General features: G+C 72.3%; 25 protein-coding genes. 15 read left to right on the top strand and 10 right to left on the bottom strand.

Translation table 11 applies throughout. The features are described 5' to 3' along the window. Positions 1 to 80 precede the first annotated feature (80 nt). Genes AC1DQF_RS11800 through AC1DQF_RS11790 form a run of 3 tightly spaced genes read left to right on the top strand, consistent with a single transcriptional unit; the run spans position 81 to position 2,120 of the window. Positions 81 to 809, top strand: coding sequence for a FadR/GntR family transcriptional regulator (locus AC1DQF_RS11800; RefSeq protein ID WP_477525409.1), 729 nt, complete (start codon positions 81 to 83; stop codon positions 807 to 809). Continuing rightward, positions 806 to 1,567 (top strand): sulfite exporter TauE/SafE family protein, encoded by a 762-nt coding sequence (locus AC1DQF_RS11795; RefSeq protein ID WP_477525408.1) that lies wholly within the window; start codon positions 806 to 808, stop codon positions 1,565 to 1,567. The genes AC1DQF_RS11800 and AC1DQF_RS11795 overlap by 4 nt, the downstream gene beginning before the upstream one ends. A 58-nt stretch (positions 1,568 to 1,625) precedes the next feature. Beyond that, the gene (locus tag AC1DQF_RS11790) at positions 1,626 to 2,120 is read left to right on the top strand and encodes a methyltransferase family protein (protein WP_477525407.1); all 495 of its coding nucleotides are present in this window, start codon (positions 1,626 to 1,628) and stop codon (positions 2,118 to 2,120) included. A 13-nt stretch (positions 2,121 to 2,133) separates the two neighbouring features. On the opposite strand, the gene AC1DQF_RS11785 is transcribed toward AC1DQF_RS11790, so the two are convergent. From AC1DQF_RS11785 to AC1DQF_RS11775, 3 genes are all read right to left on the bottom strand, one after another. Further along, a complete protein-coding gene (locus tag AC1DQF_RS11785; protein ID WP_477525406.1) occupies positions 2,134 to 2,760 on the bottom strand; it encodes an immunity protein Imm33 domain-containing protein in 627 nt (208 codons plus the stop codon). Positions 2,761 to 2,813: 53 nt separating this feature from the next. Then, the gene (locus AC1DQF_RS11780) at positions 2,814 to 3,062 is read right to left on the bottom strand and encodes a hypothetical protein (protein WP_477525405.1); all 249 of its coding nucleotides are present in this window, start codon (positions 3,060 to 3,062) and stop codon (positions 2,814 to 2,816) included. 97 nt (positions 3,063 to 3,159) lie between these two features. Beyond that, entirely contained in the window at positions 3,160 to 3,378 is a 219-nt protein-coding gene (locus tag AC1DQF_RS11775; RefSeq protein WP_477525404.1) for a hypothetical protein, read from the bottom strand. 196 nt (positions 3,379 to 3,574) lie between these two features. On the opposite strand from AC1DQF_RS11775, the gene AC1DQF_RS11770 reads away from it, so the two are divergent. Both AC1DQF_RS11770 and AC1DQF_RS11765 read left to right on the top strand, forming a co-directional pair. Beyond that, the gene (locus AC1DQF_RS11770) at positions 3,575 to 4,099 is read left to right on the top strand and encodes a GNAT family N-acetyltransferase (protein WP_477525403.1); all 525 of its coding nucleotides are present in this window, start codon (positions 3,575 to 3,577) and stop codon (positions 4,097 to 4,099) included. Positions 4,100 to 4,260: 161 nt separating this feature from the next. After that, complete coding sequence (locus AC1DQF_RS11765) at positions 4,261 to 5,109, top strand: SCO6745 family protein (RefSeq protein WP_477525402.1); 849 nt, start codon at positions 4,261 to 4,263, stop codon at positions 5,107 to 5,109. A gap of 21 nt (positions 5,110 to 5,130) precedes the next feature. On the opposite strand, the gene dnaB is transcribed toward AC1DQF_RS11765, so the two are convergent. Continuing rightward, the gene (gene dnaB / locus AC1DQF_RS11760) at positions 5,131 to 6,555 is read right to left on the bottom strand and encodes a replicative DNA helicase (RefSeq protein ID WP_477525401.1); all 1,425 of its coding nucleotides are present in this window, start codon (positions 6,553 to 6,555) and stop codon (positions 5,131 to 5,133) included. A gap of 535 nt (positions 6,556 to 7,090) precedes the next feature. Here dnaB and AC1DQF_RS11755 point away from each other — a divergent pair. The 3 genes from AC1DQF_RS11755 to AC1DQF_RS11745 are packed head-to-tail and all read left to right on the top strand — an operon-like array spanning position 7,091 to position 10,158. Beyond that, on the top strand, positions 7,091 to 8,416 hold the full coding sequence (locus AC1DQF_RS11755; RefSeq protein ID WP_477525400.1) for an MATE family efflux transporter: 1,326 nt from the start codon (positions 7,091 to 7,093) through the stop codon (positions 8,414 to 8,416). After that, positions 8,413 to 8,964: a hypothetical protein gene (locus AC1DQF_RS11750; RefSeq protein ID WP_477525399.1), complete on the top strand. Its 552-nt coding sequence runs from the start codon at positions 8,413 to 8,415 to the stop codon at positions 8,962 to 8,964. The genes AC1DQF_RS11755 and AC1DQF_RS11750 overlap by 4 nt, the downstream gene beginning before the upstream one ends. A gap of 51 nt (positions 8,965 to 9,015) precedes the next feature. Then, entirely contained in the window at positions 9,016 to 10,158 is a 1,143-nt protein-coding gene (locus AC1DQF_RS11745; protein WP_477525398.1) for a hypothetical protein, read from the top strand. A gap of 180 nt (positions 10,159 to 10,338) precedes the next feature. Here AC1DQF_RS11745 and rplI read toward each other — a convergent pair whose 3' ends face one another. From rplI to rpsF, 4 genes are all read right to left on the bottom strand, one after another. Continuing rightward, complete coding sequence (gene rplI / locus AC1DQF_RS11740) at positions 10,339 to 10,785, bottom strand: 50S ribosomal protein L9 (RefSeq protein WP_477525397.1); 447 nt, start codon at positions 10,783 to 10,785, stop codon at positions 10,339 to 10,341. A gap of 17 nt (positions 10,786 to 10,802) precedes the next feature. Further along, positions 10,803 to 11,039 (bottom strand): 30S ribosomal protein S18, encoded by a 237-nt coding sequence (rpsR, locus tag AC1DQF_RS11735; protein WP_017933521.1) that lies wholly within the window; start codon positions 11,037 to 11,039, stop codon positions 10,803 to 10,805. Positions 11,040 to 11,136: 97 nt separating this feature from the next. Further along, the gene (locus AC1DQF_RS11730; RefSeq protein ID WP_477525396.1) at positions 11,137 to 11,769 is read right to left on the bottom strand and encodes a single-stranded DNA-binding protein; all 633 of its coding nucleotides are present in this window, start codon (positions 11,767 to 11,769) and stop codon (positions 11,137 to 11,139) included. Between the two features lie 91 nt (positions 11,770 to 11,860). Next, positions 11,861 to 12,151 carry a 30S ribosomal protein S6 gene (rpsF, locus tag AC1DQF_RS11725; RefSeq protein ID WP_056926086.1) on the bottom strand — a complete coding sequence of 97 codons (291 nt, stop codon included), beginning with the start codon at positions 12,149 to 12,151 and terminating at the stop codon, positions 11,861 to 11,863. Between the two features lie 181 nt (positions 12,152 to 12,332). On the opposite strand from rpsF, the gene AC1DQF_RS11720 reads away from it, so the two are divergent. The 5 genes from AC1DQF_RS11720 to AC1DQF_RS11700 all read left to right on the top strand — a co-directional run bounded on the left by AC1DQF_RS11720 (position 12,333) and on the right by AC1DQF_RS11700 (position 17,615). Continuing rightward, positions 12,333 to 13,268, top strand: coding sequence for a serine/threonine-protein kinase (locus tag AC1DQF_RS11720; protein WP_477525395.1), 936 nt, complete (start codon positions 12,333 to 12,335; stop codon positions 13,266 to 13,268). 76 nt (positions 13,269 to 13,344) lie between these two features. Further along, complete coding sequence (locus tag AC1DQF_RS11715) at positions 13,345 to 14,139, top strand: deoxyribonuclease IV (RefSeq protein WP_477525394.1); 795 nt, start codon at positions 13,345 to 13,347, stop codon at positions 14,137 to 14,139. Continuing rightward, entirely contained in the window at positions 14,139 to 15,239 is a 1,101-nt protein-coding gene (gene galK / locus AC1DQF_RS11710) for a galactokinase (protein ID WP_477525393.1), read from the top strand. Before AC1DQF_RS11715 ends, galK begins: the two co-directional genes overlap by 1 nt. A gap of 151 nt (positions 15,240 to 15,390) precedes the next feature. Then, the gene (locus AC1DQF_RS11705) at positions 15,391 to 16,536 is read left to right on the top strand and encodes a lipid II:glycine glycyltransferase FemX (protein ID WP_477525392.1); all 1,146 of its coding nucleotides are present in this window, start codon (positions 15,391 to 15,393) and stop codon (positions 16,534 to 16,536) included. Beyond that, on the top strand, positions 16,533 to 17,615 hold the full coding sequence (locus tag AC1DQF_RS11700; protein WP_477525391.1) for an alanine racemase: 1,083 nt from the start codon (positions 16,533 to 16,535) through the stop codon (positions 17,613 to 17,615). Before AC1DQF_RS11705 ends, AC1DQF_RS11700 begins: the two co-directional genes overlap by 4 nt. Here the strand turns inward: AC1DQF_RS11700 and AC1DQF_RS11695 are convergent. Beyond that, positions 17,526 to 18,956 (bottom strand): glycosyltransferase 87 family protein, encoded by a 1,431-nt coding sequence (locus tag AC1DQF_RS11695; protein WP_477525390.1) that lies wholly within the window; start codon positions 18,954 to 18,956, stop codon positions 17,526 to 17,528. The genes AC1DQF_RS11700 and AC1DQF_RS11695 overlap by 90 nt on opposite strands. 41 nt (positions 18,957 to 18,997) lie before the next feature. After that, complete coding sequence (locus AC1DQF_RS11690) at positions 18,998 to 21,358, bottom strand: transglycosylase domain-containing protein (protein WP_477525389.1); 2,361 nt, start codon at positions 21,356 to 21,358, stop codon at positions 18,998 to 19,000. A gap of 98 nt (positions 21,359 to 21,456) precedes the next feature. Between AC1DQF_RS11690 and AC1DQF_RS11685 the strand changes: the two genes are divergently transcribed. Together AC1DQF_RS11685 and AC1DQF_RS11680 are read left to right on the top strand one after the other, a co-directional pair. Next, the gene (locus AC1DQF_RS11685; RefSeq protein WP_477525388.1) at positions 21,457 to 22,038 is read left to right on the top strand and encodes a PadR family transcriptional regulator; all 582 of its coding nucleotides are present in this window, start codon (positions 21,457 to 21,459) and stop codon (positions 22,036 to 22,038) included. A 27-nt stretch (positions 22,039 to 22,065) separates the two neighbouring features. After that, complete coding sequence (locus AC1DQF_RS11680; RefSeq protein ID WP_477525387.1) at positions 22,066 to 23,148, top strand: inositol-3-phosphate synthase; 1,083 nt, start codon at positions 22,066 to 22,068, stop codon at positions 23,146 to 23,148. The last annotated feature ends 500 nt before the right edge of the window (positions 23,149 to 23,648 follow it).

The raw sequence follows: 23,648 nt of genomic DNA, 5'->3' as shown, positions 1-23,648 counted from the left end.
CTGCGACGTGACCGGTGTCACGTACTGGATCAGTGGCCTAGCCAATAGCCCACTCGACCATCTGTCAATAGGATGGGGTCATGTCCGACCCGACCTCGACCCCGCCCCGCGCCCCCGGGCCGTCGTTCCCGGCGCCGCTGTCCCGGGTGCGGCTCTACGAGCAGGTGGCCGAGCAGATCTCCACGTGGATCGCCGAGCACGACCTCCGGCCGGGCGACAAGCTGCCTCCGGAGCGGGAGCTCGCCGCGCGCCTCGGGGTGAGCCGGGCGACCCTGAGCCAGGCGCTGGTGGCGCTCGAGGTGATCGGCGCGGTGGCGGTCCGGCACGGCGACGGCACGGTGGTGGCGACCTCACCCGGCGCCACCCGCATCGTGGAGGCGGTGCGCGCCCACGCCCACCGACTGCCCGAGATCATCGACACCCGCGACGCGCTCGAGACCAAGATCGCGGCGCTGGCCGCGGGGCGGCGTACCGAGGCCGACCTCGACCGGATCGAGGACGCCCTGGCCGGCATGGAGGCCGACATCGAGCGCGGGGGGCGCGGCGTGGAGGGCGACGAGAACTTCCACGCGGCCGTGACCGCGGCCGCCCACAGCCTGCTGCTCTCGCAGCTCATGGGCGAGATCGCCCACCTGATCCGCGAGACGCGCATCGAGTCGCTGTCGCAGCCCGAGCGACCCCGCGCCTCCCTGGCCGGACACCGGGCGATCGCCGACGCGATCCGGGCCGGGGACCCGGACGGTGCGGCGCGGGCGATGCACGCCCACGTCGAGATGGTCAGCGACGTGGCCGTGCTGCGTACGACGTGACGGGGGCCGAGCAGCTCCTGGTGCTGCTGGCCGGGCTGGGTGCCGGGATCCTCACCTCGACGGTGGGCATCGCCTCGCTGCTGAGCTTCCCGGTGCTGGTGGCCGTAGGCCTGCCCCCGGTCGTGGCCAACGCCTCCAACACGGTCGGCCTGACCCCCGGGGCGCTGAGCGGCTCGTGGGGATACCGCAGCGAGCTGCGCGAGCACCCGCGCGTCACCGCGGTCGTGCTCGGCACCTGCGCCGTCGGCTCGGTGGTCGGCGCCGTCCTGCTGCTCGCCCTGCCCGCGACCGTCTTCGAGGCCGTGGTGCCGTGGCTGATCCTGGGCACCTGCCTGCTCGTCGGCGTCCAGCCGCGGCTGTCCGCGTGGCTGCGCTCCCGGCGCGGCAGCGACGCCGCCGAGCGCCACCACGTCTCGCCGCTCACCGGGTTCTTCGCCACGGTGACCGGGGCGTACGGCGGGTACTTCGGCGCGGGGTCCGGCGTGATGATGCTCGCCGTCCTCGGCCTCGGCACCGACCTGCCGTTCCGCGTGGCCAACGCGCTCAAGACCCTGGCGGTGCTGGCGGCCAACCTGGTCGCGAGCGTCATCTTCGTCCTTGCCGCCGACATCGACTGGCGGGCCGTGGTCCTGCTCGCCAGCGGGTCGGTGGTCGGTGGGTACGTCGGCGCACGCGTCGGGCGTCGCCTGCCGGCCACGCTGCTGCGGGCCGGCATCGTCGTCGCCGGGCTGGTCGGCGCGGTCCTGCTCTGGAGCTGACCCCGGTCGGCCGACGAGGGCATCGACGGCGGGGCGCGACGGTGGCATGGTGGGTGGGGTGACGCGCCCACCTCCTCCGCTGCTGGCGCTCGCCGCGGGCCTCGCCCAGCGGGCGATGACCAGGGGCGGGCCGCGGCCCTCGGCCGGGCGGACCGTGGTGGCCACCGTGCTCGTGGGGGCCTCGGTGGGCCTGGCCGCCTCCTCCGTGCGGCAGTTCCGGAGCCGGGGCACCACCCTGGAGCCGTTCGACCCGTCGCAGGCCGCGGTGCTGGTCACGACCGGCGTCAACGCGGTCACCCGCAACCCGATGTACGTCGGCATGAGCGGACTGCTCGTCGCCCACGCCGTGGGCCGCGGCTCGTGGTCCGCCCTGCTGCCGGCCGCCGCCTTCGTCCTCGTGATGGACCGCTCGCAGATCGCTGCGGAGGAGCCGGCCCTGCGGGCCAACTTCGGCGGCGACTACGACGCGTACCGGGCCGCGGTGCCGCGGTGGCTGGATCGCCGCTCGGTCGAGGTCGCCCGCCGCGCCCTCGACCGCGCCGGACGTCACTGACGAGGCGGGCCGGTCACGTCGGGACCTCGCGTCGCACATACCTGTGCGTCGACTCGTCCCAGACCCACTCGGCCTCGACCCACCGGCTGGCGAAGACCGGCCCGAGCTCGGGCCACCGGGCCAGCAGGAAGCCGCTGGCGTGCGACACCAGCGACTCCGGATCGTCCAGCTCGGCCCGGGACTCATCGCCCACCATGACCGAGAACCCGGTGTCCGACGCGCTCATGGGCCGTTGGCGGTAGACGAAGCGCGGTCGGACGTCCTCGACATGGGCTCGCCGGCTCACGATGACGGTGCGGGCGGACGCGGCCTCGTGCGTCGCGACGACGTGCTCGGGTCCGAAGGAGATCTCGTCGCCCGGACCCAGGGTGTTGATGACCTTCGGCTCGTGGTCGACCACGCCGGTGATCCGGGTCCCGCCCGTCCCCGTGACGCGCACCCACACGCGCTCCACCCGCGGCATCCCGGGGGCGGGATCGACGACCTCGCACAGGATCTCGACGAGATCCCCCGCTCGCACGGGCCGGCGCTCCGCGTGGGTCGGTACGACGAACGCGCGCGCGGTCTCGCGGGCGACGGCCGCGGCGTCGGCCAGTCGGTGGTCGACGCGGCGTCCGCGTCCCTCGTCGACGGAGCCCATGTCACGAGCCTTGCACAGCCGGCCACCCCGGGCTTCGGGGATCCGGCGTCGGTCTACACCGCTGGACTGCGGTCGGCTTCGGCCTCCAGCTCGAGCTCCAGCTCGCCGATCCGGGTCCGGAGCCTGCGCTCGGCCAGGCGCCAGAGCGTCGCCGAGTGGGCGTGCTGGTGGTGCCGGCCCGTCCCCGGGCGAGCCAGGTCGCGGGACGCCTCCTGCATCCGGGCCAGCACGGCGAAGTCGTCGGCCGCACCCATCAGCTCGCTGATCGCCGCGGCCCGCTCGTCGTACGTCGGCCCGGTCATGGTGCGACACTCCTCGCCCGGGGACCTCGCAGGGCGGAACCGGTGACGAACCTGCTCAATTTGTGGGTGTCAGGACCGCGCGAGGCACAGGTGCCGCCTAGAGGACCGCGCCCCGCGGCGCGATCTCGACGGCGGCCACGCCCCTGCCGTAGAGCACCAGCAGCCGATCGCCGTGGCTGGTGCGCAGGACCCCGGAGTCCTCCGCGAGGGTGGCGACCACCCGTGCGATGACCTCGTCCTCGCCGCCGTCCTCCTGGTAGGTGACGTCGAGCTGGTCACCGCTCGTCAGGCGCACCCGCAGCACGATCTCGGCCATCCTCGACCACCTCCGGGTCCCGTCGTCGCTCGATCCCGTGGCCGACCGCCACCCGGCCAGACTATGTCCGCGCGGGCGGTCCGAGTGGTCGCGGGCACCGGCGGGACGAAGGTCTCTGGTGGCGCCTCCCGCCCGCGATGACACTGGGTGACCATGGGATCGCCCGGCCTCGACTTCGTGCACGACGGACGCCGGCGTGGATGACCTGACACCGGTGCGGTTCCGCGACGGCACGGACGGTTTCGTCGTACCCCTCGTGGCGGCGAACCGCGAGGCACTCCAGCAGGAGTACGAGCACCTGTCGCTGCGCACGCGGTCCGGCCGGTTCCTGGCCGCGGTCCCCGCGCTGACCCACACGATGCTCGACCACCTGGTGGACGACGTCGACGGCGTCGACCACGTCGCCCTCGTCGCGATGGTCACCGACGAGAACGGGACGGAGGTCCCGGTCGGCCTGGCCCGCATGATCCGCTACGACGACGACCCCAGCGCCGCGGACCTCGGTGTCACGGTCGTCGACGCGTGGCAGGGGCGGGGGGTCGCGACGGCGCTGCTGCAGGTCCTGGTGCGGCACCGTCCCGAGGGGGTCACGTGCATCCGCACCGTGACCCGCGCGGACAACCTCGCCTCGCTCGCCATGCTCCGGGCCCTCGGTGACGTCGACGTCGACGTGGTCGGGCCGGGCGTCCTGGCCGTCGTGGTCCACCTCGGCTCGGGCTGAGTGACGGTCACAGCCGCCACGTCGCTGGCAGGTCGGGGTCGGGCTGCGGACGGCACGAGTGGACCGATTGGTCCAAACATCCTCCGGACCGGGTCGACCAACAAGGGCAATCTCCTTACGTGGGTGTTACCGCTGCGAGGGGCACCCGGTAGGAAGGGGGGATGGATCCTCGCCTCGCCGGACGCACCGCCCGCCTGCTCGAGCCCCTGCACGCGCTGGGCTACTTCGCCCCGGAGGTCGAGGCCGAGGTCACCGGCGTCGGCGTGCGCAAGGGGCGCGCCACCTACTTCGCCTCCAGGTCGGCCGCGATGGGTCGCGTCGGGGCCGGCCCCGTGGCGGCGACGTTCTACGTCTTCAACCCGTCCCTGGTCGCGCACTTCATCCCGGCGGCGTGGGAGGCGGCGAGCCCCGCGGACGTCGTGGCCGCCCGCTACCGCGGGGTCAGCGCGGCCTGGACCCGCCTCCTCGGCGAGGACGTGCTGGTCTCCGACGAGGTCCGGGAAGCCGCCGACCTCGCACGTGCGGCGTCAGCGGGCTGCACCGTCGCCGGCCGCCCGCTCTACGCGGCGCACGCCGACCTGGACTGGCCGGACGAGCCCCACATGGCGCTCTTCCACGCCCTCACCCTGCTCCGTGAGCACCGCGGGGACGGACACGTGGCGACCCTGGTCGGAGCCGACCTCACCGGGATCGAGGCGCTGGTCACGCACACCGCCACGGGGAAGGGATTCACCCGGGCGGCCGCGCAGGCGACCCGCGCCTGGTCGGACGAGGAATGGTCGGCAGCAGTGGCCGGCCTGGCGCAACGCGGCCTGATGACTCCCGAGGGTGAGCTCACCGGGGAGGGTGTCGCGCTCCGCAAGGCCGTCGAGCGTCGGACCGAGGAGTGCGCCTACTCCTCGTGGGAGTCCCTCGGCGAGGCGGGGACGGCGCGGCTGACCGAGCTGTGCCGACCGTTGGTCACCACCGCGCTGACCAACGGGGCGTTCCCCGCCGGGGTCTTCGCCTGAGGTACGCCGCCGCCAGTGGCCTCAGTGCGCCATGTCCACGAATCGCGAGTAGTGGCCCTGGAAGGCCACGGTCAGGTCGCGGGTCGGGCCGTTACGGTGCTTGGCCACGATGAGGTCGGCCTCGCCGGGGCGGGTCGACTCCTTCTCGTAGACGTCGTCGCGGTGCAGAAGGATCACCATGTCGGCGTCCTGCTCGAGCGATCCGGACTCACGCAGGTCGCTCATCATCGGGCGCTTGTCGCCACGCTGCTCGGGGCCACGGTTGAGCTGGGAGAGCGCGATGATCGGGAGCTCGAGCTCCTTGGCCAGCAGCTTGATCTGGCGCGAGAACTCCGAGACCTCGAGCTGGCGGGACTCGACCTTCTTGCCCGAGCTCATCAGCTGCATGTAGTCGATGACGATGAGCTTGAGGTCATGGCGCTGCTTGAGCCGCCGCGCCTTGGCCCGGATCTCCATCATCGTCATGTTGGGCGAGTCGTCGATGAACATCGGCGCCCCGGAGACCTGCCCCATCTTGCGGGCCAGCGCGTCCCAGTCCTGGTCGCCCATCTGGCCGTTGCGGATGTGGTTGAGCGGCACCTTCGCCTCGGCGGACAGCAGACGCATCATGATCTCGGAGCGCGTCATCTCGAGGCTGAAGAAGCAGCTGGTGAGGTTGTTGTGGATCGACGCAGCCCGACAGAAGTCGAGCGCGAGGGTGCTCTTGCCCATGGCGGGACGCGCCGCGACGATGATCATCTGGCCGGAGTGGAGACCGTTGGTCAGGTCGTCGAGGTCGGCGAAGCCGGTGGGCACGCCGTAGAGCCCGGCCTCACGGTTGCCGATCGCCTCGATCTCGTCGAGGACCGGGTTCATGATGTCCGACAGCGGCGCGTAGTCCTCCGCCGTGCGACGGTCGGTGATCTTGTAGACCTCGGCCTGGGCCTGGTCGACCACGTCGTCGACGGCCCCCTCGCCGGCGTAGCCGATCTGCACGATCTTGGTGCCGGCCTCGACGAGGCGGCGCAGGATCGCCTTCTCGCGGACGATCTCGGCGTAGTAGGCGGCATTGGCGGCGATCGGCACGTTGGCCGACAGCGTGTGCAGGTAGGGCGCGCCGCCGATGTTGGACAGCTCGCCGCGGCGCTGGAGCTCGGCGGCGACGGTCACCGGGTCCGCGGGCTCGCTGCGACCGTAGAGATCGATGATCGCGTCGTGGATCTTCTCGTGCGCGGGACGGTAGAAGTCGACGCCGCGCAGCGTCTCGGTGACGTTGGCGATCTCGTCCTTGGAGATGAGCATCGAGCCCAGCACCGACTGCTCGGCCGCGTTGTCCTGGGGCGGCGTGCGGTCGCCGGGCTGGCGGGGGCTGTTGCCCGGCTCGTACGCCGCGGGGCCGTCACCCCAGTCGTACTCCGGGTCGCGAGGTCCACTGTCGTGCCCCAGGTCCTGGCCCGCGATGCTCACCCGTCACTCCTCGTCCTGGCCACTCTCAGCCCTTGCCACTCGGCCTTGGTGCAGACGCTAGGGAACCCCACCGACAACACTCCTACGACGCCGACCCTCCGGCGTGCGTCGCCCAGCTGTCCGGGTCCCGCATCGCGTGACGCTACGTCGCCCGCGCGCCCGTCGGCCAGTCCGCGCGGACGACTTATCCACAGCATCTGGGGATAACCGGTGGATTGTCGTGGACGACACGCGCGAAGTTGTGCACTGGCTGGGGAGCGAGCTGTGGACAAACCCCGGTCAGGACCACCCCACCCGCCGCTGACCTGCGGAAACACGTCCACACGACTGTGGACCGAAAACTTCTTGCCACACCCGCCGTCCACTTTCTCGACATGTGGGAGTCGCCGGTCGGTTTGTCGACATGCAGCACGTTCGGCGCGATTCCCACAGGTCCGGTCGGGTTGTACACAGGTAGTCCCTTCGGGTCACCCGAACTTTCACTTGCGTCACATGTCATGGTCWCAAGGGCCGCTTGGTCGTTACGCTGACCGGCGTGACCACGACCGACCGCGAGATCCTCCGACTCGCCGTCCCGGCCTTCCTGGCCCTGGTCGCCGAACCGCTCTTCCTGCTCTCCGACGCCGCCGTCGTGGGACACCTCGGGACCACGCCGCTGGCCGGGCTCGGGATCGCCGGGGCCGTCCTGCAGACGGTCGTCGGCCTCTGCGTCTTCCTCGCCTACGGCACCACGGCCAGCGTCGCGCGCCACCTCGGCGCCGGGGACCTGCGCGGCGCCCTCGCCCAGGGCATCGACGGGTGCTGGCTCGCCGTGCTCATCGGCGGGGTCGCCACCGCGGTCGGCTTCGTCCTCGCCGAGCCCCTCGTCGGGCTCTTCGGCGCGGGGGACGCGGTGAGCGAGCAGGCCACGACGTACCTGCGCATCGCCATTTGGGGGACCACGCCGCTGCTGCTCATGCTTGCCACGACCGGCGTGCTGCGGGGTCTGCAGGACACCCGCACCCCGCTGTGGGTCGCCGTCGGCGGCTACGTCGCCAACATCGTCCTCAACATCGCCCTCGTCTACGGCCTCGACCTCGGCATCGCCGGCTCGGCCACCGGGTCGGTCATCGCCCAGGTCGCCAGCGCGGCCGTGCTGGTCGCCGTCGTCGTCCGGGCCGCCCGCCGCGAGGGCGCGCCCCTCTCCCCGGACCTGCCCGGCATCCGGGCGGCGATGCACGCCGGCACCCCGCTGGTGATGCGCACGCTGACGCTGCGCGCCTGCCTGCTCGTCGGCACCTACGCCGTGACGATCGCCGGCACCGACTCCGCGCTGGACCTGGCCACCCACCAGATCGCCCTCACGTTGTGGACCTTCCTGGCCTTCACGCTCGACGCCCTGGCCATCGCCGCGCAGGCGATCACCGGACGTGCGCTGGGGGCCGGCGACGTCGAGGGCACCCGTCGGCTCACCGACCGCCTGGTCCGCTGGGGCTGGGGCGGCGGGCTCGTCACGGGGCTGCTCCTCGCCGCGTGCGCACCGTGGGTCGGGGCCCTCTTCTCCCCCGACCCCGACGTGCAGCGGCTGCTGGTGCCGGTGCTGCTCGTGGCCGCACTCGGCCAGCCGATCGCCGGGGTGGTCTTCGTGCTCGACGGCGTGCTCATCGGCGCCGGCGACGGTCGCTACCTGGCATGGGGCGGGCTGGTCGTGCTGGCCGTCTACGCCCCGGTCGCCGTGGTGGCCGCCCTCGGCCCCGGTGGCCTCGTACCCGTCTGGCTGGCGATGGTCGTGGTCTTCATGGGCGCTCGGTACGTCATCCTGACCCGCCGCGCCCGCGGTGACGCATGGTTGGTGACCGGGGCGCTAGCGTCTCGCGCGTGAAGCCCCTCCAGTCCGTCGCGATGGGGCTGCTGGTCGTGGCGCTGACGGCACGCGTCCACGGGTACGACGCCCTGCCGGACGCCGTGGGCTGGGTCCTGGTGCTGCTGGGCATCCGACGGCTGCGGCTCTCCCCCGTGCTCGGAGCCCTCGCCCTCGCTGCCCTGGCCGTCTCGGTGGTGGTGTGGTGGCCACCGGTGCAGGACGCGCTCGACGACCTGCACCCATCGCTGTGGTGGGCCGCGAACCTCCCCCAGCTCGCGACCTGCGCGCTGCTCTGCCGCGAGCTGGCCACCCGGGCCGATGCCGCCGGCGACCGCAGGGCGACCGCCTGGCTGCGTACGACGACCGTGCTCGTCGGCGTCTCCGCCCTGGCGCCGGTGCTCGCCTTCTCGGCCGACGCCTCCGACGACGCGCTGGCCGCGGTCTACGCCGGCGCCGCCGGGGTGGTCCTGCTGCTGATCGTGCTCCTCTTCTCCTACGCCGCCCGGCCCTGGGCTGCGGCCCGGGACGATGCGGACGCCGTGGCCACCCGGTCGCACGCCTCGTAACCTGTCCCAGCCGCCGCCGTTGTGCCCGTCACCACCGACCTCGGAGCAGCCATGAACACCACCCGCCGGACCGCCGCCCTCGCCGCGACCACGTTGGCCGCCGCCCTGGTGCCCGTCGGTCTCGCGTCCCCGTCGTACGCCTCCCCGGGCTGTCTGTCCGACCGATCGGCGACGCTGCTCGACGCCGGGTGCGACGACGAGGTCCCGCCGGAGACGGACCCCGTGGTCGCCTCGACGCCTCCGAACCCCGCCGGCTGGGTAGCCACGTCCACGATGAGCTTCACCTTCGCCGGCCGGCACACCGACGCCGACACCGACGCGATCGCCCTCGAGTGCCGACTCACCGGACCCACACAGGCGCACGACTGGACGGCCTGCACCAGCCCGCGCACCTACTCCGGCCTCGTCGACTCCGACCAGCCCTACTCCTTCGCGGTCCGCGCCGTCGACGGCCACGACCAGGCGGTCGTCTTCTCGTCGAACCCGCTGCTGCCCGTGGACGACGAGCCCGGCGAGGACCTCGACGCCACCCCGGCCGGCATGACCTGGAGTCAGGACACCGCGGCCCCGGTCGCCTTCGCCACCCCGGACGCGTACGACGCGCAGACCCCGCAGCGCCCCGTCGTACCGTCACGGCAGCTGCCGATCCGCCTCAACAGCAACGAGAAGGACGCGCGCTTCGAGTGCCTGCTCGACGGCAACGGCGTCCCCTGCACCCCCGGACCCTGGGTGCTGGGCTCCATCGCCTCCGGCGACCACGTCTTCACCGCCCGCGCCGTCGACCGGGCCGGCACACCGAGCGCCTGGTCCGAGCCGTACGCCTTCTCCGTCCCCGACGAGCCCCGGCGACTCCAGGGATGGAAGAAGAAGAACTCGTCGGCCGCCCTCGACGGCTCCGTCCTGGTCAGCCGCACCAAGGGGGCTCGTCTGGTCCTCAAGACGGGCACCGTCGGCGAGCTGCGGCTCTACGCCCCGACCGCGCCGTCGTACGGAAAGGTGCGGGTCCGCGTCGGCTCGACGAGCTGGCGCACCGTCGACCTCGGGCGGGCGAAGGCCGCGCAGCGCGAGATCGTGGTCATCGACCAGTTCTCCGGCACCCGGCGCGGCAAGGTCGTCATCGAGGTGCTGACCGGCGGCAGGACGGTCAAGATCGACGCCGTGCTCGCCCGCGCCAACGTCCGCAAGGGCAGCTGAGCGGCGTACCGGCCCGGACTGTGTCGGCGAGTCTGTCGCTGTGTGGGCGTTGCAACGCCTACTCAGTGACGGAGTCCCCGGCCGAGCGGGGACTTCGACACGGGCGCACGCACTCCCCCGGAAAAAGCAGCACGGCCCGCCCCCGTGAGGGAGCGGGCCGCGCAGGTGATGCTGTGTGCGTCAGGCCGGGATCACGTTGAGGGCGACCGTGGCCGACACCTCGTCGTGCAGCTTGACCGACACCTCGTGGGCACCGAGCGCCTTGATGGGCTGGGCGACGACGATGGTGCGACGGTCGACCGGGGCACCGGAGACCTCGGTGATCGCGTCGGCGATCTCCGCGGTGGTGACGGCGCCGAAGAGGCGGCCGCCGGCGCCGGAGCGGACCTTGACCGAGACCGCGGAGGCCTCGAGCTTGGTCTTGATCTCCTTGGCGTGGTCGGCGTCGCGCGCGGCACGAGCCGTGCGCGCGCCCTTGATCGACTCGACGGTCTTCTCGCCGCCGCGGGTCCAGCGGATGCCGAGGCCACGGGGCACGAGGTAGTTACGGCCGTAGCCGTCCTTGACCTCGACCACGTCGCCGGGGGCACCGAGGCCGTCGACTTCCTGGGTCAGGATGAGCTTCATGGTGTCTCTCCCCTTCCTCAGCGTCCGGTGGACGTGTAGGGCAGCAGGGCGACCTCGCGGGCGTTCTTGACGGCGATGGCCACGTCGCGCTGGTGCTGGACGCAGTTGCCGGTCACGCGACGCGCACGGATCTTGCCGCGGTCGGAGATGAACTTGCGGAGCAGGGTGGTGTCCTTGTAGTCGACACCGGTCGCCTTCTCCTTGCAGAACTGGCAAACCTTCTTCTTCGGCTTGCGAATCACTGCCTTGGCCATTGTGGTGCTTCCTTTCTAGAAGCCCGGACCAGGTTGGTTACTGGCCCGGAATGGTTGAGGTGTATTCGGGGAGGTGGTGCTCGAGATCAGAGGAGAATCAGAACGGAGGCTCGTCGGAGCCGCCCACGCCGGGAGCGCCCCACGGGTCGTTGGCCGGCTGGCCACCGCCCTGGCTGGAACCGCCGCCGTAGCCGCCGCCGCCCTGCTGGCCGCCGAAGCCGCCACCGGACTGCGCGGGCTGGCCGCCGCCGTATCCGCCGGCCTGACCGCCACCCTGGGGGGCGGGCGTGGCCCACGGGTCGTCGCCGCCGGAGGAGGAGCTGCCGCCACCGCCACCGAAACCGCCGCCCCCGCCGGAGCCGGAACGGGTGGTCTTGGAGATCTTGGCCGTCGCGTACTTCAGCGACGGACCGACCTCCTCGACCTCGATCTCCATGACGGTGCGCTTCTCGCCCTCACGGGTCTCGTACTGACGCGACTTGAGACGGCCCTGCACCACGACACGCATGCCGCGCTGGAGGGACTCGGCAACGTTCTCCGCAGCCTGGCGCCAGACCGAGCAGGAGAGGAACAGCGCGTCGCCGTCCTTCCACTCGTTGCTCTGGCGGTCGAAGGTGCGCGGCGTCGACGCGATCCGGAAGTTGGCCACGGCCGCACCCGAGGGGGTGAAGCGCAGCTCCGGATCGTCGACGAGGTTGCCGACGACGGTGATGACGGTCTCGCCTGCCATGTCAGGACTCCCTAATGATCACGATGGTTGAGGTCGGGGGCCATCGTTGCCGAGGCCACCGACATCAGGAGAGGTTTTTCCACAACCACGCTCAGAGCGTGGGGCGGAGGACCTTGGTGCGCAGGATCGACTCGTTCAGCGTGAGCTGGCGGTCGAACTCCTTGACGGTCGCAGGCTCGGCCTGCAGCGAGATCACCGCGTAGATGCCCTCGGCGTTCTTCTTGATCTCGTAGGCCAGGCGACGCCGGCCCCACACGTCGACCTTGTCGACGGACCCGCCGTCCTTGCGGATGACGTTGAGGTACTTGTCGAGAGACGGCTCGATGGTGCGCTCCTCGAGACTGGGGTCGAGGATCACCATCACTTCGTAGGCACGCGTCATGCGTGTCTACCTCCTTCGGACTCAGGCGGCCACGGACGATCCGTGGCAGGAGGATGCCCCCAACGGATAGGGAGCGACAGGAAAGGCTAACAGCGGCCGGTCGCACCCGGGCAATCCGCAGGGGACCGGGCCTGTGGATGACCGGCGGCACAGGGCGGCGTACGTCGCTAGCGTCGTCGCCGTGCTCGTCCGCGCCCGCCCGTCCGCCCCCGTCGCCGGTCGCTACGTGCTGCTCGACCAGATCGGCGCCGGCGGCATGGGGTCGGTGTGGCGGGCCCACGACACCCGCACCGGCGAGCAGGTCGCGGTCAAGGTGCTCGGTCAGCACTCCGCGACCCTGCTGGCGCGCTTCGTGCGCGAGCAGGCGGTGCGGGTGCGGCACCCCCACGTCGTCGCCCCCACCGGCTGGGCCGCTGAGGACGACCTGGTGCTGCTGGCCATGGACCTCGTGCCCGGCGGCTCGGTCCAGCAGCTGCTCGACGAGCACGGCCCGCTGCCGGTGGGCTACGCCGCCCGGCTGCTCGAGCAGCTCCTCATGGGCCTCGCCGCCGTCCACGCCGCCGGTCTGGTGCACCGCGACGTCAAGCCGGCCAACCTCCTGCTCCTGGCGAGCGGCCCCCTCGACCCGCACCTGCGCCTGGCCGACTTCGGGGTGGCCGCGCCCGTCGAGGACCGGCGCTGGACCACCGTGCCCGGCGCCATCGGCACCGACGGCTACATGGCCCCCGAGCAGGCGCGGGGAGCACCACCGGACCCGTGCCAGGACCTGTACGCCGTGGGCCGTGTCGGCCTCCAGCTCCTCACCGGCCTGCCCCCGTCCCGCCAGGGCGAGATCGGCTCGAGCCGGCTGCGGCCCCTGCTCGAGCGACTTCTCGTCGTCGACCCCGAGCAGCGGCTCGCCTCCGCCGAGGCCGCCCTGCGCCTGCTGCGCCGCCTGGACGTCCCGGACGAGCCCGGTCCGGTCGTCCCCGACCGGCTGCCCGCCCTCCCGGGAGGACGGCGGGCCCGCCGTCCCACGGACGCGGGCACACCCGACTGGCGGGGCTGGGCCGGCGTCGTGGCCTGCCTCGGGGTGCTCGTCACGTGCGCGGTCGTCGTCGCCCGCGTCCTGTCGTGAACGCCGGGATCCTGACCGCAGGGATCCACGTCCCGACCCGGGCGCGATGTCCGCGCCCACGGCTAGCCTGACCGCCATGAGCATCTCCATCGGCGCGCACGTGGACCAGACCGACCCGATCGCCGAGGCGCAGGCCCGCCGGGCGCCGCTGGTGCAGTTCTTCCTCGGCGACCCCCAGTCCTACAAGGGCCCCGAGATCCGCTACGCCGGCGGCGCCGCGGCGCTGCGGGCGGCGGCCGAGGAGGCGGGGGTCGACCTCTACGTGCACGCGCCGTACATCGTCAACGTCGCCACGACCAACAACCGGATCCGCATCCCGAGCCGCAAGCTCCTGCAGCAGCACGTCGACGCCGCGACCGAGATCGGGGCCAAGGGCCTCATCGTCCACGGCGGCCACGTCAACAAGGACGACGATCCCGAGACGGGGTTCGACAACTGGCGCAAGGCGGTCGAGGCCACCGACCTCACGCTCCCGCTGCTCATCGAGAACACCGCCGGCGGCGACAACGCGATGGCCCGCCACCTCGAGAGGATCGCCCGCGTCTGGGACGCGATCGGGGCCACCGAGCAGGCCGACCGGGTCGGCTTCTGCCTCGACACGTGCCACGCCCACGCCGGCGGCAACCCGCTGGAGACCGTGGTCGCGGACGTGAAGGCGATCACCGGACGCATCGACCTGGTGCACTGCAACGACAGCCGCGACGCCTTCGACTCCGGCGCCGACCGGCACGCGAACCTGGGGGCCGGCCACATCGACCCCGACCTGCTCGCCGCGATCATCCGCGACGCAGGTGCCCCGGTGTGCCTGGAGACGCCGGGCGGCGCCGCCGAGCACACCGACGACATCGCCTGGCTGCGCGAGCGCGTCTGATGGCCACCACCACCGACACCCAGACCTGGTCGGCGCCCGGACGGGTCAACCTCATCGGCGACCACACCGACTACAACGACGGCTTCGCGCTGCCCTTCGCCCTGCCGCAGCGCACCACCGTCGTCGCGACCCCGCGCACCGACGGGCGCATCACCGCCACCTCCGGCGACCTCGCGCCCGCGGACTTCGCGACGGACACGACGCCGGGCGACGTGTCCGGCTGGGCGGCGTACGTCGCCGGGATCGCCTGGGTGCTCGGCGAGCGCCTCGGCGCCCCGCTGGCCGGGGCCGACCTGGCCATCTCCAGCGAGGTCCCCCGTGGCGGGGGCCTGTCGTCGAGCCACTCCCTCGAGTGCGCGGTCGCGCTGGCGCTGCTCGGCCTCGCCGGCGAGGAGGTGCCGCGCGAGGAGCTCGCCCTGCTCGTCCAGCGGGCCGAGAACGACTACGTCGGCGCCCCCACCGGGCTCCTCGACCAGACCGCCATCCTGCGCTCGCGGGCCGACCACCTCTCCTTCTTCGACGCCCGCGACCGCACCGTCGAGCCGGTGCCCTGTGACCTCGACGCTGCCGGCCTCACCCTCCTCGTCATCGACCCGCACGCCCCCCACGTGCTCACCGACGGCGGCTACGGGTCGCGACGCGACGCGTGCGAGCGGGCGGCGGCCGAGCTGGACGTCGCCTCCCTGCGCGAGGTCGACGACGTCGACGCCGCCCTGGCCGCGCTCACCGACGACGAGACCCGGCGACGGGCCCGTCACGTCCTCACCGAGAACCAGCGCGTCCTGGCGTGCGTCGACCTGGCCCGCCGTGGCGACCTTGCGGCCATCGGTCCGCTCATGACCGCCTCGCACGCCTCGATGCGCGACGACTTCGAGAACTCGGTGCCGGTCGTCGACCGCGCGGTCAGCGCCGCCCTGGCCGGCGGCGCGCTCGGCGCCCGGATGACCGGCGGCGGATTCGGTGGCGCCGTGGTGGCCCTGGTCCCCCGCGACGCCGTGCCCGCCGTCCGCGACGCGGTCGCGCGCGCGAGCGCCGACGCCGGCCTGGAGTCCCCCGACGTGCTCGAGGTGGCCCCCTCCCGGGGGGCCGGCCGGGACTGAGACGGCCCTTCCGGCGGACCGCACGAAAAAGATGGTCGTCGCACGCAACCAACTCCGCTCCCGTCACGTCTAGGGAGTGAGCAGGGATCGGACAAGTACGGGGGTCTTGTCTGGTCCCTGCCACCATTTCGGCCCCTGTAGCCTCACCCGGGTGACGACTCCGACCCCCCTCACCGTCCGGGCCATCACGACCGCCGAGCACGCCGCGTACGTCGCCGCGCAGCCCAGCGCGAGCTTCCTGCAGACCCCGGGCTGGGCCCAGGTCAAGCCCGAGTGGCGCGCCGAGTCCCTCGGCTGGCACTCCGGCGACACCCTCGTCGGTGTCGCGCTGGTGCTCTACCGCCAGCTGCCGCGGCTCAAGCGCTACCTGGCCTACCTCCCCGAGGGCCCGGTCATCGACTGGGCCACCGACGACCTGGACGCCTGGCTCGCCCCGATGACCGCCCACCTGTCGCGCCGGGGCGCCTTCGGGGTGCGGATGGGCCCGCCGGTCGTCACCCGCCGGTGGAGCGCAGCGCAGGTCAAGGACGGCATCGCCGACGAGGCCGTGCACCGACTGACCGACGTGCCCCCGCTCGAGCGCTCGCAGACCGGGGCCGCCGTGGTGGCCCAGCTCACCGAGCTCGACTGGCGTCCCCAGGCCGTCGAGGGCGGCTTCGCCGCCGGCCAGCCGCAGTACAACTTCGTCATCCCGCTCACCCACGACGACGGCACCCAGCGCTCCGAGGACGAGGTCCTCGCCGGCATGAACCAGCTCTGGCGGCGCAACATCAAGAAGGCCACCAAGCAGGGCGTCGTCGTGGAGAAGGGCACCCGCGAGGACCTCGGGGCCTTCCACGACCTCTACGTCCACACCGCCGAGCGCGACCATTTCACCCCGCGCGGGCTGCGCTACTTCGAGACGATGTACGACGCCCTGTCGGCCGAGGCGGACGGCCGCATCACCGTGTGGACGGCGCGCCACGAGGGGGACCTGGTGGCCAGCACCATCGCCATCCGCGTCGGCGCCCACGCCTGGTACTCCTACGGCGCGAGCTCCACGGACAAGCGCGACGTCCGTGGCTCCAACGCCGTGCAGTGGGCGATGATCAGCGACGCGATGGCGGCCGGGGCGGCGGTCTACGACCTGCGCGGGATCACCGACACCCTCGACGCCGACGAYTMGCACGTGGGACTCATCCAGTTCAAGGTGGGCACCGGCGGCGAGGCCGTCGAGTACGTCGGCGAGTGGGACCTGCCGCTCAACAAGGCCCTCTACAAGGCCTTCGACCTCTACATGAAGCGACGCGCCTCATGAGCCTCGTCCTCACCGTCGACGGCGGCCGCTGGCGCGAGCACCTGCTCGCCACCGCGACCTCCTACCCCGGCATCGTGCCGGTCACCAAGGGCAACGGCTACGGCTTCACCGTCGCCCGCCTGGCGCGTCGCGTGCAGTGGCTGCACGAGCACGCCGAGCAGACCGGCACCCCGGTCGACCTGATGGCCGTCGGCACCTACCGCGAGCTCTCCTCGGCCCTGACCCGCTACGACGGCGACCTCCTCGTGCTCACGCCGTGGCGTCCCGTCGGTGGCGCCGTGCAGGTCCCCGAGGCCGGGGACCGGCGCGTGGTGCACACCGTCAGCCGGGTCGAGGACCTGCGCGACCTCACCGACCGCGACCCGCACGCCCGCTTCGTGCTCGAGCAGCTGACCTCGATGCGCCGGCACGGCATGACCCGCCGCGAGCTGGCCGAGGCCGGTCGGGTCGTGGCCGAGCGCCGCCTCCCCGGTCTCGAGGGGATGGCCCTGCACCTGCCGCTCAACGTCGCCTCGCACCTCGGCGAGGTGACCCGCCTCGTCAACGACGCGGTCGCGGCCGGCATCGACACCCGGACCGTCTTCGTCAGCCACCTCACGCGGGACGAGCTCACCGCGCTGCGGGCGTCGTACCCCGACTTCACCTTCCGCCCACGCGTCGGCACCGAGCTGTGGCTCGGCGACCGCGGCGCGCTCAAGGTCACCTCGACGGTCATCGACGTCCACCCGCTCGAGCGCGGCGAGGCCTTCGGCTACCGCGGCCGCTCGATGCCGACGAGCGGACACCTGCTCGTGGTCAGCGGCGGTACGGCGCACGGCATCGGCCTCGAGGCCCCGAGCGGCGAGCAGTCCATCCGGGCCCGCGCGGCCACCTTCGCCCGCGGCGGCATGGACGCGGCCGGCTTCGTGCGCTCGCCGTTCTCCATCGACGGCAAGCAGCGGCTCTTCGCCGAGCCCCCGCACATGCAGGCCTCGATGCTCTTCGTGCCGTCAGGCGCGCGCGTGCCGGGCGTCGGCGAGGACATCGACGTCCGGGTCCGCTTCACCGCGACCGACTTCGACGACGTCGTCATCACCTGACCTGTCGGCCGACCGGGCGCCCAGCAGGACCGAGGCCACCAGCCACGCGAGTCCCAGCAGCCGGGCGACCATGCCCCACCAGTAGGCGCGCGCGTCCCCGCCGCCGGCGGGGGCGAGCAGGCCGCCGAGGTACCACCCCAGCAGCGCGAAGTGCACGACCTCGCCCGCCTGCCACACCAGCAGGTCGCGCCAGCGCGGCACGCCCAGGGCGGCCAGCGGCAGCAGCACCAGGGCGTACGACGGGGCGGACGCCGGGCTGACGAGCAGCGTGCCGGCCACCGCCAGGGTGCCCAGGGCCGCCAGCGACAGGCGCGTGCGCAGGCCGACGAGGGCCACGACCACCAGCCAGCCGGCCACCAGCGCACCGGAGACGGCGAGGACCGCGGTCCGGGACGGCGACACGTTGCCGGCCTGCTGGACGAGCAGCCACACCGATCCGACGTCGACACCGTGCAGGTAGCCCTGCCACGACGCCCGCCACGCGACCGGTGAGGAGACGTACGCCGGCGCGTCGACGAGCAGCCAGGTCCCGACGGCCACGGCCACGGCCCGCCACGCCTGGGCGGACCTGCGGTCCCGGACCCCGACCACGACCAGCGGCACCAGCAGCAGCGCGACCAGGGGCGAGACCGCGGCTCCGAGGCCCAGCGCGACGCCGGCGACCGCCGGCCGCCCCCGCGCCCATCCCCACAGGACCCCGGCCACCGCGGTGGCCGCGAGCAGGTCCCAGGTGATCGGCCACAGGAGCACCAGCACGGGCGCCACCGCGAAGGCGGCGGCGTCCCACGGCCGGCGGCGCCGCACCCCGACCAGCAGGCCGGCGGCCAGCAGCCCGGCGGCGGCCAGCCAGACCGCGGTCACGGCGGTGAAGAGGCGGGCCTCGCGGTGCACCGCGTCGTCGGCGGCCACGTCCGGCACAGCCTGGGCGCGTCGCTCGTCGAGGTCCGGCGAGYCGGCGAGCACATGCGTGACGTGGGCCGCGGYCCACGCGACGTACGCCGGGACGGGGGGCTGCCAGCCCGGGGCGTAGCGCTCGCGGACGCCCGCGTCGTCGGTGAACGGCCACGCCAGCTCGGCGTGACCTCGGTCGACGTACGCCTGCGAGACGTCGGACCAGCAGAGCGCCGCGTAACGCCCCGTCCCGCCCTCGCCGGCGACGTCGAGACAGGGCGCCTTGGCGACCATCCCCAGCGACAGGGCGAGGGCCGCGAGCAGCAGCACCACCCGCAACGGCGTCCACCAGGGGTGCCGACCGGCGTGGTCGCCCAGCGGCCCGCCGGCCACCTCGCTCAGCGACCGGACGAGCGCGTCGTCGCGACTGGGGTGGACGCGGTCCGCCATCACCTCACCCGCATCACGTCAGCGCGGTCCGACGGCCCGGCTCACGGACGCCGGGAGGCCGGGCGTCGCCGCGACGGCGGGTCGACCGTCGTGCGCGAGGGCGCGACGGTCGGGCTCGTCGGCGCCGGGGCGCTGGGCGGCGGGGCCGTCTCGGTCGGCGTGGTGGGCGGCGGCACCGTCTCGGTCGGCGTGGTGGGCACCGGCACCGGCACGGTGGGCGTGGGCGTCGGGGTGACCGTCTCGGTCGGCGTCTCCGTGGGGGTCTCGGTCGGCGACGGCTCCTGGGTCTCGATCGTCGGCGTCCGGCTGGGCTTCCTCGTCGGCGACGGCTGCGGCGCGCTGGGGGTGGCGGTGGTCGCCGGCGGGACGTACGGCTCGTGACCGTCGGTGGGCGCGTCGCCCTCGACGTACGCAGGCGGCGGGAACTCCTCGACCTCCATGCCCTCCATGGCGCTCTGCATGATGGCCGTCCACGTCTGCGCCGGGTAGACGGCACCGAAGTAGGAGGGCAGCCAGCCGTCGAGCTGGTTGTCACCGTCGCCGCGCACGTACATCACGGCGGTGGCGAGCTGTGGGGTGTAGCCGGCGAACCAGGCCGAGGACACCTCGTCCTTGTCGTTGGTCGCGGTGCCGGTCTTGCCGGCCGCGGGCCGACCGAGGGCGAGGGCCGCCTGCCCGGTGCCGTTCTGCACGATCTGCTGCATGGCGTACGACGTGTCGGCCGCGATGTCCTCGTCGACGGCCGTGCGGGTCTCGTCCTTGCGGGAGTAGCGGACCTCGCCGTTGCGGTCGACGACCTTCTCGACGACGTGGACGTCCGCACGCTCGCCGCCGTTGGCGATGGACGCGTAGGCGTTGGCCATGTTGATGGGGCTGACGCGGCCCTTGCCGAGGGTGATCAGGGTGTCGTCCGACAAGAAGTCCACCGACCGGTTGGGGATGCCGGGGTACTGCTTGGCCGGCTCGTTGCCCGGGATGCCCAGGGCACGCGCCATGTCGTAGATCTGCTGCGGCCCGTCGGACATCGAGTTCGACATGTCCACGAAGGCGGTGTTGATCGACTCCTCGGCCGCCGTCACCAGGGAGACGGAGTCGCCGTAGTCGTTGCCGAGCCCGTCGGAGCCGGTGCCCTCGTTGCGGACCTGGGTCCCGTCGGGGAACTCGTACGGCGAGTTGCCGTCGAAGCTGTCCGTGAGCTCGAACCCGTCCTTGATCGCGGCCGCGATGGTCAGCGGCTTGATCGTCGATCCGGCCATGCCGCCGGTGGCGGCCCAGTTGATCTGCGAGTCGAGGTAGTCCTGGCCCCCGTAGAAGCCGCGCAGCGCGCCGGTGCCCACCTCGACCGTGGCGGCGCCGACGTGCAGCTCCTTGTCGCCGAAGCCCTCGGGCCGCTGCTCGCGGACGCCCTCCTCGGCGGCCTGCATCGCCGCCGGGGTGAAGGTGGTGGTCACCCGGAGGCCACCGCCGTCGATCTCCTCCTCGGTGAACTCCCCGCTGGCGAGCAGCTCCTGCTTGACCAGCGTCAGCATGTGGCCGCGCTGGCCGCCGTACTGGCTCTGCACCGCGATGTCGGGGAACTTCGGCAGCCGCTTGACGGCCTTCTGGGCCTGCTCGGCGGTGATGGCGTCGGTGTCGACCATGGCGTCGAGGACGTAGGCGTAGCGCTCCTTGAGCGCCGCTCGCGCCTCCTTGCCACCGTCGGGGTCGTAGCGCGACGGGTTGTTGAGGACCGTGGCCAGCACCGCGCTCTCACGCAGGGTGAGGTCGGCGGCGTCCTTGTCGAAGAACGCCTGCGAGGCGGCCTGGACGCCGTACGCACCGCGACCGAAGTAGATCGTGTTGAGGTAGCCCTCGAGGATCTCGGCCTTGCTCAGCTCGTTCTGGATCTTGACCGAGACGACGGCTTCCTTGATCTTGCGCTGGTAGCTCTGCTCGCTGGTCAGGTAGAGGATCTTGACGTACTGCTGGGTGATGGTCGAGGCGCCCTGGCGGTCGTTGCCGCGGGCGTTGGAGAACGCCGCGCGCAGGATCCCCTTGGGGTCGATGCCCTGGTCGGTCCAGAACGTCTGGTTCTCCGCCGCGACGACCGCGTCCTGCATCTGCTGCGGCATCTCCGAGAGTGGGATGGACTCACGGTTCTGGTCGTCGTAGAAGGTGCCGAGCTCCTGCTTGCCGCCGCTGTAGTAGACGAAGGTCGTCTGGGCCTTGAACGCCTCGTTGGGGGCGGGGATCGCGATCGACTTGTAGAGGACGAAAAGGGCGATCAGGCCCAGCAGGCCGACGACCAGTCCCACCAGCAGCAGCTTCTTGAGGACACTGCGGACCCGCTGGCCGGTGGTCCTGCGGGGCTTGGTGGGTCGGCGCTTGGAGGCCGGACCGTCTGCTCTGCGCTTCGCACTCACGGCGGCAAGGGTACGGCCACCGGGGTGGCTGGGCCCTAATGCGCACACCAGAGGCACGGTGAATGGCGCTCTTCGGATATATCGGTACGATAGGTCACGTGGCACGTCGTGGAGAAACCATCGAGCTCGCAGTCCTCGGACTGCTGCACGAGGCACCCATGCACGGCTACGAGCTCCGCAAGCGGCTCAACCTCATGCTGGGCTGGGGGCGGGTGCTGTCCTACGGCTCCCTCTACCCGGCCCTGAAGAAGATGCTGCGCACCGGCCTCATCGAGGAGCTCACGACCACCACCCCGGTGACCAGGCGACCGCGGATCGTCTACCAGGTCACCGCGGCGGGCACCGAGGAGTTCTCCCGGCTGATGTCCGAGGTCGGGCCCACGGCGTGGGAGGACGACACCTTCGACATCCGCTTCGCCTTCTTCTCCTCCACCGACATGGAGATCCGGCTGCGCGTCCTCGAGGGACGTCGTACCCGGCTCCAGGAGCGGCTCGCCCGGGTCCAGCAGGACCTCGAGCGCACGCAGGCCGAGGTCGACCGCTACGCCGGTGAGCTCCAGCGGCACGGGGTCGAGTCGGTGGAGCGCGAGGTGCGCTGGCTCTCGGACCTCATCAGGGCCGAGCGCGGTGAGTCACCAGGACACGTCAGCACCACCCCAGTCACCAGCACAGACCAGTAGACGCAACCAGCCAGACAGGAGAGCCCCATGGGTTCGGTACGAGTAGCAATCGCGGGAGTCGGCAACTGCGCCACCTCCCTCATCCAGGGCGTGGAGTACTACCGGGACGCCGACCCGCAGGCCACCGTGCCCGGGCTCATGCACGTCAAGTTCGGCGACTACCACGTCGGTGACGTCGAGTTCGTCGCCGCGTTCGACGTCGACGACAAGAAGGTCGGCAAGGACCTCTCCGAGGCCATCAACGCCTCCGAGAACAACACCATCAAGATCGCCGACGTCCCGACGCTCGGCATCGAGGTGCTGCGCGGCCCGACGCTCGACGGTCTCGGCAAGTACTACCGGATGACCATCGACGAGTCCCCCGCCGAGGCGGTCGACGTCGTCCAGGTCCTCAAGGACGCCAAGGTCGACGTCCTCGTGTCCTACCTTCCGGTGGGCTCGGAGGAGGCCGACAAGTTCTACGCCCAGTGCGCCATCGACGCCGGTGTCGGCTTCGTCAACGCCCTGCCCGTCTTCATCGCCTCCGACCCCGTGTGGGCCAAGAAGTTCGAGGACGCCGGCGTCCCGATCGTGGGTGACGACATCAAGTCCCAGGTCGGCGCCACCATCACGCACCGCGTGATGGCCAAGCTGTTCGAGGACCGCGGCGTCGCGCTGGACCGCACCTACCAGCTCAACGTCGGCGGCAACATGGACTTCAAGAACATGCTCGAGCGTGAGCGCCTGGAGTCCAAGAAGGTCTCCAAGACCCAGGCCGTGACGTCCAACCTCAAGGGCGAGCTGGCCGACAAGATCAGCGACCGCAACGTCCACATCGGTCCCTCGGACTACGTGGCGTGGCTCGACGACCGCAAGTGGGCCTACGTCCGCCTCGAGGGTCGTGCCTTCGGTGACGTCCCCCTCAACCTCGAGTACAAGCTCGAGGTCTGGGACTCGCCCAACTCGGCCGGCATCATCATCGACGCTGTCCGCGCCGCGAAGATCGCCATGGACCGTGGCGTCGGTGGCCCGATCATCCCGGCCTCGACCTACCTGATGAAGTCCCCGCCGGTGCAGATGCCCGACGACCTCGGTCGCGCGGAGCTGGAGAAGTTCATCGCCGGCGAGTGACCTCGCGGCACCACCCGCTGCACCCCGTACCACCGCACCACCCGACAGCCCCGGCCACCGGCCGGGGCTGTCGGCATTTCCCGACCTCCTCCGGCGTCCCTCACAGGTGGTCCAGACCGGTCCGGACGGATGTATCAGGGACGCGGCGGTCCGCTCTGACCGGATGCACAGGCCGCACCGGGGGGACCGCGGCACAGGAGTCGACCGGAGGGAACCACCATGCGGCAGCACACGGATCTCGACCTGGTCCCGGCAGTCGTGGTGACCCTGACCGTCGGCCGGCTCCTGGTAGGTGGGACCGGTGCCACGGGGGCGCTTGGTCCGTGGGGGCCCAAGCGGGCCCACCGGAGGGGGGTGCAGGCGGGTCGCGTCCAGGGGGACGGCTCCGCCACGCCCCCCTCCGGCAGCACCGGCGCGACGCAGGAGCACTGAGCAGGGGGACGAGACGCTGTCGACCACGGGGGGCGACAGCGCCGTCGAGGCGGCCCGCACCCGGGGGG

Source organism: Nocardioides sp. P4_G4, assembly GCF_056401085.1.
The sequence above is the reverse complement of the archived record's forward strand: the minus strand, read 5'-3'. Positions and strand labels throughout refer to the sequence as shown.